Here is a 14,417-nt window from a genome sequence, read left to right as displayed (position 1 = left end):
AGAGAACTCGATGCAAGCATCACAACTTCCGCTGTTTTTTCAGCATCTAGAAACCGAGCTCGCGCAAGCTCCGAACGAAATTCGTCGACTGTTTCATGGTCGTGGCCGTCGTTTTGAGGGCTTAGAGCAAATCACCTGTGATTGGTTACAAGGTCAGTTGATCATCAACTTGTTTAAAGAAGTCGATGACGTGTTTCTCGCTGAGCTGAAAAGCGGCCTCAATGCGTTGGCACTATCACCACTGTGGGCAGACAAGCAAGGTCGTACTATGGTTCTTCAGCACCGTTATGCCGATGGTGCGCCTTCAGAAGTGCTTGTCGGTGAATTAGACGCTCGCCCTGTCGTTGAAGAAAGCGGCTTGAAATACCAATTGGATATTGGCCGCAACCAAAACTTCGGTCTGTTTTTGGACATGCGCTACGGTCGTGATTGGATACGCGAAAATGCGAAGCATAAAAACGTGCTTAACTTGTTTGCTTACACGTGTGGCTTTTCTGTCGCTGCCATTGCGGGGGGCGCAGATAAAGTGGTTAACGTCGATATGGCGAAAGCATCGCTGTCTAAAGGTCGTGAGAACCACAAGCTAAATGGTCATAACATCAACCAGGTAAGCTTTATGGGGCACGATATCTTTAAATCGTGGGGTAAGATTAAAAAATCTGGTCAGTATGATTTGATCATTATCGATCCGCCTTCATTCCAGAAAGGCAGCTTTGCGCTTACGAAAGACTACAAAAAGATTCTACGTCGATTGCCGGATTTGTTGGCAGACGGCGGTCAAGTGATGGCATGTGTGAACTCGCCATCTGTGACAAGCGACTTCTTGATTGAAAGCATGAAAGACGAAGCGCCAGAGTTGACATACCGTGAGCGTCTGGATAACCCACCAGAGTTTATGGACGTAGACAGCGAAGCAGCATTGAAAGTGTTGCTGTTTAGCGAGAAGCAATGACGACGAAACGAAAGTTGTACCTATCTATAATACCAGCCGTTTGAGTACGGCTGGCATTTCCACGATACCCCGTTAATCTGAATAGCGAGACGCGAGTGTGATTCAGAGTCTATTATCAGAGTGAGTTATTCCTAACACGCTGATATTAGATTCCTGATCTCGCCTAGGCTCGTCGGAATGACGGGAAACAATAAAAGATCGATACCAGCAGCATTAACCGATCTGCACTTCAAGATCCGCTTCGATGGTTGATGAGCAGGCGAGCACATAGCCTTGTTCAATTTCTTCTGGTGTCAATGTTTCTAGGCTGGTGGAAGAGACGTTGCCTTTACGAACCTTGCATTTACACGAGCCACAAATCCCGCTTCGACAAGCGACGATTAATGGTAAACCTGCGCCTTCGAGCACATCGGCCAGTACCTGACCTTTTTGCGCATCGATGCTTTGAGCAAAATCAGGAACAGAAACGTTAACCGTCTCATCGGAGACCGATGATTCTGCGCCAGTCGCTGGCGTAAAACTCTCTTGGTAGAAGTTCATCATGTCAAAACCAAGGTCATTCAAATAGCCGTGAACATCTTGCATAAACTGGCTTGGACCACACAGGTAAACGGTGCGTTGCTTGAAATCAGGAACAAGCTCTTTAAGCCAGTCGGCATTCAAACGACCTTGTGGGTGCGATGTTCCTTCTCGGTTTTTCAGCAACAGCTTTAAATGGAAGTTGGGATACACAGCGTCGAACGTTTCTAGCTGGTCGTAGTAAATCGTCTCTTCTGGGCTGCGTGCGATATGAAGAAATGCGATGTCCACATCGTTGTCGTTTTCATCTTGATTACTCAGCCAGTGTTTTGCCATCGAAAATACGGGCGTGACGCCGCAACCTGCACTGATAAGCAAGGCTTTTGTTTCGCCATCACGTAACACGGGTGGATGGTCGATGCAGTTAAATTCGCCTGCTGGTGGTAATGCTTGAACGGTATCACCTAGCAGCAGCGAGTCAACGATGTAGTTCGATACTTTACCGCCAGATACTCGTTTGATGGTGAGTTGAAGGTGATCGTCTTCATTGATCGAGCTGATTGAATAGGCGCGAAACTCCATTTTTCCATCAATTTCCACGCCTAAGTTAATAAACTGGCCAGGCTTAAACTGAAACAGAAGTGACTCGGTTAGTTCAGACAATTTGATGCTGACGGTGTCGTGTGTTTCGAAGTATTTGTCGATGCAACGGAGTGTGACGGGTTGGTTACCTTGCCATTCAAAAAACATAACAATCTCTTTGGTTGTGGCTATTTTGGTTCGAAATAGATAGCGCCTCCGCGTAAGGAGGCGCGTAACAAGCAAGTTTATTAAGCTGCTAGGATGGCTTTTAGATCATCCTGAACATTGCCAATACTGCGCATATCGAACTTCTCTTGGATGATGGCGATTAGGTTTGGCGTTAGGAATGCTGGTGCAGTAGGGCCTGTGTAAATGCCTTTCACGCCCAATGCAAATAGCGTTAGCAAGATAACGATCGCTTTTTGCTCGAACCAAGAAAGCACAAGCGTGAGTGGCAGTTCATTGATGTCACAGTCAAACTCTTTCGCCAGTGCAAGTGCAAGCTGGATTGCAGAGTAAGCATCGTTACATTGGCCGACATCCAATAGGCGAGGGATGCCGTTGATATCGCCAAACGTATTCTTGTTGAAGCGGAACTTACCACACGCTAAGGTCAGGATTAGCGTGTCTTCTGGCGCTTCAGCCGTGAAATCGGTGTAGTAGCTACGTTCCGCTTTATCGCCATCACAACCGCCGACTAGGAAGAAGTGTTTGATGTTGCCTTGTTTCACTTGGTCGATAACCGCAGGGGCGGCGTTCATCAGTGCATTGCGACCAAAACCAACCGTGATGTGGTGTTCGATTTCATCGTGTTGGAAACCGTCTTGCGCTAGAGCACATTCAATCACTTGGCTAAAATCATCGCCTTCGATGTGAGCCACACCAGGCCAGCCAACAATACTACGAGTGAATAAACGGTCTGCGTATTGACCCACATTTGGATTCAACAAGCAGTTTGACGTCATTACGATTGCGCCAGGGAAGTTTGCGAATTCTTTCTGTTGGTTTTGCCATGCGCTGCCGTAGTTGCCGACAAGATGAGGATATTTCTTCAGCTCAGGGTAGCCGTGTGCAGGCAGCATTTCACCGTTGGTATAAACGTTAATGCCTTTGCCTTCAGTCTGTTGCAGGATTTTTTCTAGGTCATGCAAATCATGGCCAGAAACAAGAATACATTTGCCTTTTACTGGCTTGACGTTCACCGAGGTTGGTTCTGGATGGCCGAAGGTCATTGTTTCACCTTGGTCGAGCATTTCCATCACTTTGTAGTTCATCAGGCCAATGCGCATTGAGCAATCAAGTAGTTCACCAAGATCTTCAGGGTCTGTACCCAACCACGCCATGATTTCATGGTATTCGGCATAGATATCGTTGTTGGTTTGCTCAAGAACACGTGCGTGCTCCATGTATGCTGCGGCACCCTTAAGGCCGTATAGGCAAAGTAAGCGTAGGCCAATAACATCTTCATGTACTTGGTCCTTACCACGGTTAACCGCGACTTGAGGAGCAAAAGCTAAGATTGCTTCTGCGCTATTTGGTAGCTCAAAGTGAGCAACAACAGGGATGTCAGCAACTTCGGTATCGGCGAGTGTTGCAGCAGACATTACTTGCTCTTTTAGCAATGCTTTGTACGTTGCCGCTTGAGAAGTTAGCTCTAGGACACGTTCAGGGTCAAAGTTTACGTTCGTCAATGTAGAGAAAAATGCCTTTGGTGCCCATTGGTTGATTTCATCGTTAATGATGTTGAATTCAAGTGCTTTTGATGCCCAAAAAGAAACCCCTTGCAGTGTGTAAACCAACACGTCTTGAAGGTCAGATACTTCAGAAGTTTTACCACACATACCTTGTGCAAAAGAACAACCTTTAACAGCAGGGGTTTGAATTGTCTGTTCACATTGAATACAGAACATATTGGGTTCTCCAGTGATTGTTTTAATAGTCGTGATGTTGACCACTAGAGAGCAGAATGTGTGCCAATTATTATCTCGTTGATTTGTATTGAATTTTATCAGATTTAGGAGAGTGGTTGATGTAATTAAGACAACGCAGTTGATGTCTTAATCACATCGACTTCTTGTGGTCGGTTATTTATTGATCCCCAGCTTTTTACCCATCCGATATAAGTTCCCGCGATCCATTTGTAAAAACTCCGCTGCTTTTGCCCAAACGCCACCAGTTTGGCTCAAAGCATGTTCAATTAAATCACGTTGATAGCTTTCTATTAGCTCTCGCATTGGTTGGCTTTCTTTGGGTAAATAATGCGATGTGTTTTTTACATCACCGAGAGCCAATGAGGTGTCGAAATGGTTAAGCATGATCGTGCTTGCGCCTTGTTGAATGGCGTGCAAAGCCGCGCGAGTTAAAGTATGTTCGAGCTCGCGCACGTTTCCGTACCAAGGTGAAGATTCCAATTGAGTCAACACTTTAGGATGAACGTGCAGATTGGGTGCATTGAATTGTTGGCGTACTTTTTCCAACAAATATCCTGCTAAAACGGGAATATCCCCGTCACGGGCACGCAGTGGGGGGACTTGGATTGGGAACACGTTCAAACGGTGGAAAAGGTCTGCTCGAAACGTGCCAGATTCGACCTCTTTTTCTAATTGTCGATTGGTCGCGGCGATGATGCGCACATTGACCATCAAATGCTGATCGCTACCTACACGTTGCAGCTCGCCTTGCTGAATTACGCGCAGCAATTTTGCTTGCAAAATCAAAGGCAGTTCGCCCACTTCATCAAGGAAAATCGTTCCACCGTCTGCCAGTTCAAACTTACCGGCACGGTGGCTATTAGCACCTGTAAATGCGCCTTTGACATGGCCAAACAGTTCACTCTCAGCCAGACCTTCTGGTAAAGCCGCACAGTTGACGTAAATCATCGGCTTATCGCTACGATGAGATTGCGCGTGTACCGAGTGCGCGACCAGTTCTTTACCAGTTCCGGTTTCTCCTGTGATAAGTACCGCGTAATCTGATTGAGCAACAGTCGCAATGTTGTTTCGTAACTGGTTGATCTGCGGACTCAAACCCACCATTTCGCCATGTTGAGAACGGGCTTGCTGGATAAGGGTTTGAGTGACGCTTTTTTGCTTCTGGTTTTGCGCTTTGAGCGCTTTTAACTGAGCAATGTTACGCAATGTCGCAGCGGTCAAAGCCGCAAAGGTTTCGATAGCGACAGGATCGATGCCATCAAACGCGCCCACCGTTAGTGCATCCATCGTTAGTGCGCCAACAAGTTGGCCTTCGACATACAAGCTAAAGCCCATGCAATCGTGAACATCAATGCATTGGTCTTCAGTTAATAGTGTGCCGTCGAAAGGATCCGGCAGTGAACAATCGGCATCGAAACGCACCGGTTCACCGCTATGAATAATGGCATCTAAGCGAGGGTGCGCCTTGGGGAAATAGCGACGACCTAAGACCGAGCTGGATAAGCCTTTTACCGCGACAGGAGTTAGAAAACCATCCTCATCGAAGATAAACAGGCAGCTCGCATCACATGGGAATACTTGCGCGACCCCATCAATGAGATTTTGATATTGCTGCTCGTGAGAGCGATTTGAGCTGAGGTTTAGCGCGATATTAAGGAGTACGTGGTCAACAGTCGGAGTCATAACAAGCCCAAAGTTATCTGGAATGGGCTCATGCTAGCAACTTGATGTCATTTGAACATCGAAAGGTGTGGGAGATTGATGTTCCATTGACGACGATCAAGTTTGATACGAAAAGAAACGCGCAAGTTAACAAGCCAGTGATGTAAGCTTGCGCGGGTTAGGTGTTTGAATTAAAGCAGGCCAAAGGTTTGGTTCGTCCGAATTAACGAGGAACGACTCTAGCGTCATTACCAGAAACATTGATTTGGACCGCTTGGCCTGGTTGGAAAATCATGTTTGGATTTGCTTCTTGAACAATAGAGATAATCTTTCCGTCCTCTAAACGAATGGTCAGATTCACGCCATTTCTTTTCGCGGTTGCTTCAGCCGCTTTGCTGCCTGCATAGCCACCCAATAGACCACCACCAATGGCAGCGATATCCGAGCCAGAACCGCCCCCAACTTTTGAGCCTAAGATCCCGCCCACGGCAGCACCAGCGATGGTGCCAATGGCATTGGATTGGGTAGAGGCATCAATGGTTACGGGTTCTACTTTTTCTACTGTGCCGTAGTAAACCTGCTGAACTTTGCGAGTGTCGGATGAGCCGTATGCATCTCCGTACGGGTTAGGTGAGCTACAGCCGCCAAGCACGAGCGCACAAGTAATGGTGAGCAACATGCCTAAATTGATCTGTTTTTTCATATAGCCTCCGAATGGTTTCTTCATTCAAAGAGTATATACCCCAATTTAACCTGCGTTTTGGTGCTTTATAAAACAGTGGCTTAGCGGCCTGTCCCTTAAGGAAACGCGATTGTCTAAGCAGTATTAATGATCGTTAAGCGTATGAAACCCTGAATAAATACGTGTAAAAGTAGTAAACCAGCATGCCGCGCCAAAGATATACGCGATGACGGCAAAGTGTTGCGGTAGCAAACAAAATAAAACCAAGCAGCCAATGGTTTCTGTACCTTCGGTTAAGCCGCTCATGTAGTAAAGCGATTTGTTTTTATATACCGGATTATCGATGCCTTGTTTTCCTGCCATGATGGCAAAAGCCAAAAAGCTACTACCAGTGCCGATGAAGGAAAAAATCAAAAATGCGCCTGCAACGGCATTGTGTTCTGGGTTGGCAAGCACAAAGCCAAAAGGAATCAACGAATAGAACAAAAAATCTAAGCTGATATCAAGAAAGCCACCCGCATCGGTAATGCCTTGAATCCTTGCCAGTGCACCGTCTAACCCATCACAGATTCTGTTCAGCAAAATAAACAGCAACGTCAACAAGTACTGTTCGGCGATCAAAGCAGGCAGGGCAAAACAGCCAAGCACAAAACCAAATACTGTCGTCTGATTTGCGGTGATGCCACATTTATCGATATATGTCGCACTGAGTGCCAGCGGTTTGCGGATGAGCTTTATACTCAGGCTATCAAGCATGATTTTTCTCCCACGGCCAGTTTAGGCAGCGGCTGCCATCAGGGATATCATCTTCATCGTGCGTTACCATCAAAGTAGGAATGTTCGCTTGCTGCAATTGTTCGACCACCCAATTGCGAAATTGTACACGCAGGTCTTTATCCAACTTGCTATAGGGCTCATCAAGTAGCGCAACTTTCGGCTTTGCTAGCAGCATACGAGTCAATGAAATACGGGCGCGTTGCCCTCCCGAAATTTGGTCAGGAAAGGACTCTGCTAGTTTGGTCAATGAAATGTTCTTCAGTGCTTGCATAGCGTGAGCTTTACGCTCTTCACCTTTGATTGAGTTTGGTAGCGCGAAGGCAAGGTTCTCCCACACCGTTAAATGAGGGAAGAGCAAATCTTCTTGGAATAGAATACCGACCTGACGCTTATGGGCAGGGAGGGCATCCAACTTTTCGTTATCAAGCGTAATGGATCCAGAGTAGTTGAACTCGGCGGATAGGTGCCCGGCAATGGCATCCAACAAAGTGGATTTACCACAACCGCTAGGCCCCATCAGGGTAACGATTTCACCTTTTTCTACGGTCATGTTGAACGCTGAAAAAAGCGCGTCGCCATTGGTTTTACGGATGGCGAGGTTTTCGAGACAAAGACTCATTCAGTAGTAAACCTTTTATAGACAAGCGGCGATACTTCCTGTGCAAGTGGCTAAGCAGTATCGCAAAAGAAAAGAACAAGAATGGCAGCAGAGCTTGCCAAATGGCGTAAATAGCGGTGACACGTCGGTCAAAACCACTGGATAGTGCAACGGCTTCGGTTGTGATGGTGCTAATGCGCCCAGCCCCTAGCACCAATGTTGGTAGGTATTGCGCCAGGCTGACACTAATACCGACAGCCCACGCGAATGCAATTGCAGGCAGGAGGATTGGCAGTTTCACTTTTAACCAAGCTTGCATCGGTGATTTACCCAAGCTGAGTGCGACGCGAGTTAAGCCGTTATCGAAGCTGCGCCACGGACCGTCTAGCGAGAGGTAAATAAATGGGAACGCAAAGAATACATGCGCCCAACATACCCAAAAGAAATACGCATTACTGTTTAAGTACAGCGTCACTACTTGCATACCGAATAGCACGGATAGCTGAGGAATCAGCATCGGGATGGCGATGATGTAACCGGGCACCTGCCAGCGATAACGGAGACGATACTCATGTGCTATTAAAGCAAGAACTAGCGCGACAGTCGCGCTGATCAGGGCGATTGACATACTTTGTTCTAGAGTCCCTAGAATACTGTGCCATTCGTATTCCCAAAAACGCAGGCTGTAACGGCTTGGGAGCAAATCTGGAAAGCGCCAACGTTGGGCAAAGCTCCACAGCACCATGAGTGGAATCATTAGAAGTGCAAGTAGAGCAATCAGTGAAAATAGGGTTTTACCGGGTAAACGAAACCCGTTTCGACCAGAGTACTGCCAGCGTTTGAAGCCTTTGGTAATACACCATTCCATTAAGCGTGCAAATCCAATCAAAAGGCTTGCGATCGCAAACAGTATTACTGCGCCAGCGGCCGCTCTTGGTAGGAGCGATAAATCTGGATCGTTAAACCATTGCCATACCAAAACCGCAAACGTCGGCGGGTTGGTGGGGCCAATAATCAGGGCGACATCGACAACGGACAAACTGTAAGCCAATACCGCCAGCATTGGAAAGCGCAGTTTTGCTATCCACTGTGGGAACACGCATTTCCACCACGCTTGCGCCGAACTGTAGCCCATCGAATGACTGACTTTTTCAATCTTATCGACTTTCAATTGCTGAAGAATTGGAATACTCATCAACAATAAAAACGGCACTTCTTTAATCGCAAGCATGATGATCAAACCGAGTGCGTGCGGATCTTTAATCAGCAATGCTAAGTCATTCACCGTTTGTGCATTCGGGTCGTAACCAAACAGTTGGTTGAGAACCCTAACGCCCATACCAGTTGGGGCAAACAAGAACGCAAAGCCAATCGCAAACGCGACGTGCGGCATCGCGAGAAGTGGGGAAAGGCTAACTTCAATTTTTCGCCAAAACTTACCGCCCCAAGAGGCTTGTAGAATTGCAAATGCGATGAAGCAAGCCAAGTAGCTACTGAAAATGGCGGAGTAGAAAGTAAGCCCGATGGATGTCCAAACACCTTCCCAATCAAAGACGGCATTGAAGCCATCAAAAGAAAAGTGGTGTAGACCGATAGGAGGTACATAACCGAGCGCAGAGACCACCACTCCAAGTAGTCCCGGAATGGTAGGCAAAATACAAACTGCGATAATGACTAAATACAGCGCTCTTAACATGGATTCTTACTAATTCCCGTAGCGTTTCAACCATTCTTTTTCTAACGCCGCTTGCCAACTTGGATGTGGCTCAGCTATAGATTTGAATTGTTGAGTGTTTTTGGCTGAACCAGTTAGGTATTGGTTGCTTAGTACCGAAGGGTCGCCCCAGATGTTTAGGTTACCTTTGCGAGACTGTGCTTCAGGGCTCAATAAAAAGTTTATCGCAACTTGTGCACCAGCACTGGCATTTGCGTTCCAAGGAATCGCTAAAAAGTGGATATTTGAGAGTGCTCCTGCGTCCATTGCGTACGCTTTGGTGCTCTCTGCAAGATTACCGCTCGACTGCGCAGAGAAAACCGCGTTCGGGTTAAAGGTAATCGCCAGGTCAGTCTGACCATCATCTAGTAGCTGAAGGGTTTCTGCTGTACCGCCTGGAAACTGCTTACCACCGCGCCAAGCGACTTTATGGAACTCATCTAGATAAGACCACAGCGGTTGAGTGACTTGCTCAAACGTGTCATCGGTAACTGGTTGTTGCAGCTCAGGGGCGTTGTTAGACAGTTCAATGAGTAATGCTTTGATAAAGCTTGTGCCATGAAACTCTGGTGGTCGAGGGTAAGTCAGGCGATTCGGGAACGCTTTTGCATAGCTCAGCATTTCTGCGAATGATTTTGGAGGGTTATGGAGGGTTTGCTCGTCATGGATAAACACTAATTGTCCTACTCCCCAAGGTGCTTCTAGACCTTCTGTTGGCTCGGAGAAGTCCACATCAATTGGTAGAGATTTATCCACATATTGCCAGCTTGGCAAACCTTCGACAAAAGGACCAAATAGCAATTGGTTATCCTTCATTGATTTGAAGTTTTCGCCATTGATCCAAACCATATCAACACTGCCACCGCTGTTTTTGCCTGCCGCTTTTTCTGCGATAAGTCGAGTAGTGGTCTCAGAAATATCAGTTACTTTAACGTGGTTTAGCGTCACGTTATAACGTGATTTTAGCTCTCTACTCGCCCACTGTATGTAGCGATTAATTTCTTGGCTTCCGCCCCAAGCATGAAAGTAGACGGATTGCCCGTCGGCTTGATGTTCGATTTTTTGCCATTCGCTATTCACTGATGAATCGGCAAAAGAAGGTGTCGCAAAAGTCGTGGCTAAAATGCCAATGCTGCTGAGTAGCTTTTTCATATCTATTCCGTGTTATGTCTTTTGGTTCTTGCTTTCGTTTCTATTGACGTTTTCGCAAGTCGTTCCGCTCTGTTACAAGGATAGTAATTCATCTCTCTCTATTATCAATGCCAATCCCAAACGGAATCACTCATTGATTCAAAGAATTACTCTCAATGTGAAGCAAAACGAAGAAAGGACAAATTTGGTGTCATTTTAGGAGCGGACCGTTTGTTTGAGGATATTCTTTCAAGTAATTGAAAATTATTGTCCCCAGAGATATGAATAGGTTGTTTTACAGAGCAAAATTGATGTTTAAAGCATGGAATTGAGGGCAAAAGAGAAAGAAAGTTTGTCACTTAAATGACTTTGGCATGCACGACCAATGACTCGTGGACATAAAAAAAGCAGCCGTCTGGCTGCTTTCAAAATACTATTTGGTTTACTTAGTTGGGATTAGTTTACCCAGTCACGTAGTGTAAACGTCAATTCGTGATCGGCACTTTTCAGAACAAGACCATCTTTAGTTAGCGTGATATCGCTCCAGTTAGATAGTGTTTGTGTCATTGCGTTTTCGATCTTCATTTGATCTTCCATACACATCTTCATGGTCATGCCCATTTTTTCGATGCGTAGTTGGTTGTTTTTCAGCTCGGCTTGACCGAAGAAGTTGTTGCAACCTGCGTTGCCGTTTGCGGTTAGATTTTCACCAATTTCTAGGCGAGCCGCTTTTTGGTGTTCGTCTAGAACGATATTTTTGCCATCAACTTGAACAAGTTCCCAGTTGTGGTGCTGCAAATCTTGAGCCGTTATTTCTTTCACATCATCACCGTTGCTAGCACAAGCAGTCATAAGAACAGGGAGAGAGATTGCTGTAACTAACGTTTTTAGGCTAAGCTTCATTTTATAGACTCCGTTTTTATAAACGCGGTAAGTATAAGTAATAAAACACTGTTTTTGTCAGCATAAGGTTATGGTTTCGTATGTTTTTGACATAACGAAGTATATAGCAAGTTTTGTTGCTGACTAATCTTCTCATTATTTAAACTAGGCCAATACGCCCTAATATGGAAAGAGCGGTTTTAGTATGGAGCAACTGGAGTTTTTTACTGTCCCAAGCCCTTGTATTGGAGTATGTACCTCCGATGAAAAAGGGTATTGCAAGGGGTGTATGAGAAAGAGAGAGGAAAGGTTTAATTGGCTTAACTTAACCCCCGCTCAGCAGTTGCACGTTATTAAGTTGTGTCGTCAAAGGTACAGAAGAAAGATGTTGGCAGGGAAGACGAAGCCAGAACAGCTTCAAGATGAGTCATCGCCTCAACAAGACTTATTCTAGAACTCTTGTTCAGTCTGTGGGGTTACGCCTTCGCTTTCGGTTCTGATTAGGCTTTTACATATTCCCGGTCCGGCAAGGTGTCCTTTAAGAACCGGGAATCTCCTATCCATTTTCCCTATAAAGCGGTAATTGGCGTTATTTCATCGACCAACGGTCGCTAACCCAGCCTCCCGCTTGTTCGTCGAAGTGATTTCCTGAAAATCGATGATTGAATTCAACATCTAATTTACTTGTTGGGCGTTCATCCATGAGTTGATGAATGTATCTCGCCATAGGATCCGTACAAGCTTCACGCTCTCTACGGGTAACTACTTCTTTGATCATTTGGAGTCTGTAGCTATTGCTGGCTCGTTTCATTTTTGACCTCCAGAACTCGATGGCAGCAGTTTGAACACATTGACGTCCAGATCGCTGCTCATTAGTGTGCGCGTGGAGGCACATCACCATCGTTTGAAGTCCAAAGACAAATTGTTTGAGAGCAGTGTTTGTAACGCCATTCACATCTTTCTCAGAATCATTGACTATGCGATTAAAAATGTTTCGCGAAATTTAGCCGATGAACCTGCATATTTAAAAGACCTTATCAAACATAGAAGCCCAACACAGGGGCGTCAATAACACAAATGAACAATTTTTGAACATATTGTGAAGGTGGAGAGTTTTCAGTAATTTATCGAAAATAAAAAACCGAAGCACAAAGCTTCGGTTTTGAGGAAAGCCCTGACGAAATTGCTTGTAAAAGCTCTTAGTGCCAGGGGTAAGGTGTTGAGTATTAGCTACCAGATGCAGGACAGCCTTTTACTGGTTGGCCATTACTGAAGTACTTGATGTTCTCTAAGTTCTTGTTGTAGTTATCCGCAGAGATTTGTGGGTTGTTTACGAAGAACTCGCGCAAAACGTATGCATCGGTTAGCTGTGTAGATTGAACATCGATGATTGGATAGTTATCGCCACCAGCAGCACTGAAGCTGATTACAGAGAATGTGTACGTTGCGTCTAGATCGAAGCCTTTATTGTTAATATCGGTAATGGTTACTGAGCCAGCATCACAATTTACATCTAAAGTGATGTTATCTAGTTGAGCGTAAGCACCAGAGCCTGCAGATTTCGTCGCAACCACATCTAAGTATTCTTTAACTTCTTTACCTGTCATAGTTGCTTTAGTCACGAAGTTACCAAATGGCTGAACCGTTAGTACGTCACGGTAAGTGATATCACCATCTTGGATTGAATCACGCACGCCGCCAGAGTTCATCACACCAAAGTCAGCATTTACCGTTTTGTAAGTACGGTATGCCTCGCCGAGTAGGTGACCTAGGTTAGTTTGTTGAGAGCGAACTACGTTACGATCACCTTCTAACTTACCCGTCGTATTAGAAATCTTCTCATCTAATAACTCTTGACCTTGTTGTTGGTATGGCAGTAGTAACGCTTTTACCGTTGCATCTTGTTGAATTCGTTCACCGATAACTTCATCGTTTTCGTCTAGAAGGTTTACAGGAATCAGTGCGTAATTCGCTAAGTGAAGCTTGCCGTCGTAGTATTCGAAGTCTGCACGACCCACATATTTACCCCACTCATGCGCTTGCATAATCCAAGTGCCTTTTTGTTGGTCTGGGGCACAATCATCCCCAGGTTTGAAATCAGCATACTCATTGGTACCTGGTTCCATACATACAGGGTTTTGTGAGTGACCACCGATGATAGCGTTTAGCTGTCCTTCTTCAAGAGAGCGAGCGAGTTTAACGTCACCTGGTGCTTCACTACCGTTTTTACCATCTTCGTAGTGACCCATGTGCGTCGTTGCAAATACTAGGTCTACCTTTTCGTTCTCTTCGATTTCCTTCAGTACCTTTTTGATTTCTACTTGAGGGTCTTCGAAGTGGATGTTTGATACGTTGTCTGGATTGACTAGCTTCGCAGTGTCTTGCGTTGTTAGACCAATAACAGCGATCTTAAGGCCGTTGATAGTAAATACTTTGTAAGGGTCGAAGTAACGCTCGTTTGTATCTTTTTTATAGATATTCGCAGCCAGCATAGGGAAGTCAGCTAGCTCGGCTTGCATATCGAGAATATCTAGTGAGTTATCAAATTCGTGGTTACCGACAGCCATTGCATCGTAACCAAGTAGGTTCATCCCTACGAAGTCTGGAACCGCATCTTGCATGTCTGATTCTGGTACACCGGTATTAATATCACCGCCAGATAGCAGAATGGTTTCACCGCCTTTTGCTTCGACTTCTGCGCGGATAGATTCGATTAAAGTGTGACGCGCAGCCATGCCGTATTCGCCGTCGCTGTTATGCCAAAAGCGACCATGGTTATCGTTAGTGTGGAGAACGGTGAACTTAGTACAAGAATCTGCAGTCTCGCAGGTTACTGGAGAATTGTCGCTGTCTGAGCCGCATCCTGCTAGCGCAGCGCCCACTGCCACTACCAAAAGAGATTTGGAAAACTTCATAAGGGATCCTTTCTTTGTGATTTTGTTATTGTTACGGCGTGAAATATACGGAATTAATGTGAAACTTTAGTG

At 45.7% G+C, this 14,417-nt stretch carries 13 protein-coding genes; 2 read left to right on the top strand and 11 right to left on the bottom strand.

Features of this window, described 5'->3' with window-relative positions; all coding sequences use genetic code 11:
* The first annotated feature begins 10 nt into the window (after window positions 1-10).
* Window positions 11-952, top strand: coding sequence for a class I SAM-dependent methyltransferase (locus IQP38_RS06625; protein WP_042522024.1), 942 nt, complete (start codon window positions 11-13; stop codon window positions 950-952).
* A 213-nt stretch (window positions 953-1,165) separates the two neighbouring features.
* On the opposite strand, the gene IQP38_RS06620 is transcribed toward IQP38_RS06625, so the two are convergent.
* The 9 genes from IQP38_RS06620 to IQP38_RS06580 all read right to left on the bottom strand — a co-directional run bounded on the left by IQP38_RS06620 (window position 1,166) and on the right by IQP38_RS06580 (window position 11,451).
* Window positions 1,166-2,221: a hybrid-cluster NAD(P)-dependent oxidoreductase gene (locus IQP38_RS06620; RefSeq protein ID WP_042522022.1), complete on the bottom strand. Its 1,056-nt coding sequence runs from the start codon at window positions 2,219-2,221 to the stop codon at window positions 1,166-1,168.
* An 80-nt stretch (window positions 2,222-2,301) separates the two neighbouring features.
* A complete protein-coding gene (hcp, locus tag IQP38_RS06615; RefSeq protein ID WP_042522020.1) occupies window positions 2,302-3,963 on the bottom strand; it encodes a hydroxylamine reductase in 1,662 nt (553 codons plus the stop codon).
* 174 nt (window positions 3,964-4,137) lie between these two features.
* Window positions 4,138-5,667 (bottom strand): nitric oxide reductase transcriptional regulator NorR, encoded by a 1,530-nt coding sequence (gene norR, locus IQP38_RS06610; protein ID WP_193837445.1) that lies wholly within the window; start codon window positions 5,665-5,667, stop codon window positions 4,138-4,140.
* A gap of 202 nt (window positions 5,668-5,869) precedes the next feature.
* Window positions 5,870-6,349, bottom strand: coding sequence for a glycine zipper 2TM domain-containing protein (locus IQP38_RS06605; protein ID WP_005386695.1), 480 nt, complete (start codon window positions 6,347-6,349; stop codon window positions 5,870-5,872).
* Between the two features lie 123 nt (window positions 6,350-6,472).
* Complete coding sequence (locus tag IQP38_RS06600) at window positions 6,473-7,084, bottom strand: CDP-alcohol phosphatidyltransferase family protein (RefSeq protein ID WP_193837444.1); 612 nt, start codon at window positions 7,082-7,084, stop codon at window positions 6,473-6,475.
* On the bottom strand, window positions 7,077-7,724 hold the full coding sequence (locus IQP38_RS06595; RefSeq protein ID WP_138939979.1) for an ATP-binding cassette domain-containing protein: 648 nt from the start codon (window positions 7,722-7,724) through the stop codon (window positions 7,077-7,079). Before IQP38_RS06595 ends, IQP38_RS06600 begins: the two co-directional genes overlap by 8 nt.
* Entirely contained in the window at window positions 7,690-9,399 is a 1,710-nt protein-coding gene (locus IQP38_RS06590; protein WP_193837443.1) for an ABC transporter permease, read from the bottom strand. Before IQP38_RS06590 ends, IQP38_RS06595 begins: the two co-directional genes overlap by 35 nt.
* Before the next feature lie 9 nt (window positions 9,400-9,408).
* Window positions 9,409-10,569, bottom strand: coding sequence for an ABC transporter substrate-binding protein (locus IQP38_RS06585; RefSeq protein WP_138939977.1), 1,161 nt, complete (start codon window positions 10,567-10,569; stop codon window positions 9,409-9,411).
* A gap of 435 nt (window positions 10,570-11,004) precedes the next feature.
* Window positions 11,005-11,451, bottom strand: a complete 447-nt coding sequence (locus IQP38_RS06580) for an META domain-containing protein (protein ID WP_005378077.1) — start codon at window positions 11,449-11,451, stop codon at window positions 11,005-11,007.
* A 184-nt stretch (window positions 11,452-11,635) separates the two neighbouring features.
* On the opposite strand from IQP38_RS06580, the gene IQP38_RS06575 reads away from it, so the two are divergent.
* Window positions 11,636-11,884 carry a DUF1289 domain-containing protein gene (locus tag IQP38_RS06575; RefSeq protein ID WP_193837442.1) on the top strand — a complete coding sequence of 83 codons (249 nt, stop codon included), beginning with the start codon at window positions 11,636-11,638 and terminating at the stop codon, window positions 11,882-11,884.
* A 135-nt stretch (window positions 11,885-12,019) separates the two neighbouring features.
* On the opposite strand, the gene IQP38_RS06570 is transcribed toward IQP38_RS06575, so the two are convergent.
* Window positions 12,020-12,241 carry a hypothetical protein gene (locus tag IQP38_RS06570; protein ID WP_005386686.1) on the bottom strand — a complete coding sequence of 74 codons (222 nt, stop codon included), beginning with the start codon at window positions 12,239-12,241 and terminating at the stop codon, window positions 12,020-12,022.
* Between the two features lie 415 nt (window positions 12,242-12,656).
* The gene (ushA, locus tag IQP38_RS06565; protein ID WP_017634888.1) at window positions 12,657-14,345 is read right to left on the bottom strand and encodes a bifunctional UDP-sugar hydrolase/5'-nucleotidase UshA; all 1,689 of its coding nucleotides are present in this window, start codon (window positions 14,343-14,345) and stop codon (window positions 12,657-12,659) included.
* Between the last annotated feature and the right edge of the window lie 72 nt (window positions 14,346-14,417).

It is taken from the genome of Vibrio sp. OPT41, assembly GCF_015163595.1.
Lineage (GTDB): Bacteria > Pseudomonadota > Gammaproteobacteria > Enterobacterales > Vibrionaceae > Vibrio > Vibrio alginolyticus.
This window is presented reverse-complemented; position numbering and strand designations above follow the sequence as displayed.

Coding starts and splice junctions, on each gene's coding strand:
- IQP38_RS06625 (WP_042522024.1), top strand. CDS start 11: ATGCAAGCATCACAACTTCCGCTGTTTTTTCAGCATCTAGAAACCGAG.
- IQP38_RS06620 (WP_042522022.1), bottom strand. CDS start 2,221: ATGTTTTTTGAATGGCAAGGTAACCAACCCGTCACACTCCGTTGCATC.
- hcp (WP_042522020.1), bottom strand. CDS start 3,963: ATGTTCTGTATTCAATGTGAACAGACAATTCAAACCCCTGCTGTTAAA.
- norR (WP_193837445.1), bottom strand. CDS start 5,667: ATGACTCCGACTGTTGACCACGTACTCCTTAATATCGCGCTAAACCTC.
- IQP38_RS06605 (WP_005386695.1), bottom strand. CDS start 6,349: ATGAAAAAACAGATCAATTTAGGCATGTTGCTCACCATTACTTGTGCG.
- IQP38_RS06600 (WP_193837444.1), bottom strand. CDS start 7,084: ATGCTTGATAGCCTGAGTATAAAGCTCATCCGCAAACCGCTGGCACTC.
- IQP38_RS06595 (WP_138939979.1), bottom strand. CDS start 7,724: ATGAGTCTTTGTCTCGAAAACCTCGCCATCCGTAAAACCAATGGCGAC.
- IQP38_RS06590 (WP_193837443.1), bottom strand. CDS start 9,399: ATGTTAAGAGCGCTGTATTTAGTCATTATCGCAGTTTGTATTTTGCCT.
- IQP38_RS06585 (WP_138939977.1), bottom strand. CDS start 10,569: ATGAAAAAGCTACTCAGCAGCATTGGCATTTTAGCCACGACTTTTGCG.
- IQP38_RS06580 (WP_005378077.1), bottom strand. CDS start 11,451: ATGAAGCTTAGCCTAAAAACGTTAGTTACAGCAATCTCTCTCCCTGTT.
- IQP38_RS06575 (WP_193837442.1), top strand. CDS start 11,636: ATGGAGCAACTGGAGTTTTTTACTGTCCCAAGCCCTTGTATTGGAGTA.
- IQP38_RS06570 (WP_005386686.1), bottom strand. CDS start 12,241: ATGAAACGAGCCAGCAATAGCTACAGACTCCAAATGATCAAAGAAGTA.
- ushA (WP_017634888.1), bottom strand. CDS start 14,345: ATGAAGTTTTCCAAATCTCTTTTGGTAGTGGCAGTGGGCGCTGCGCTA.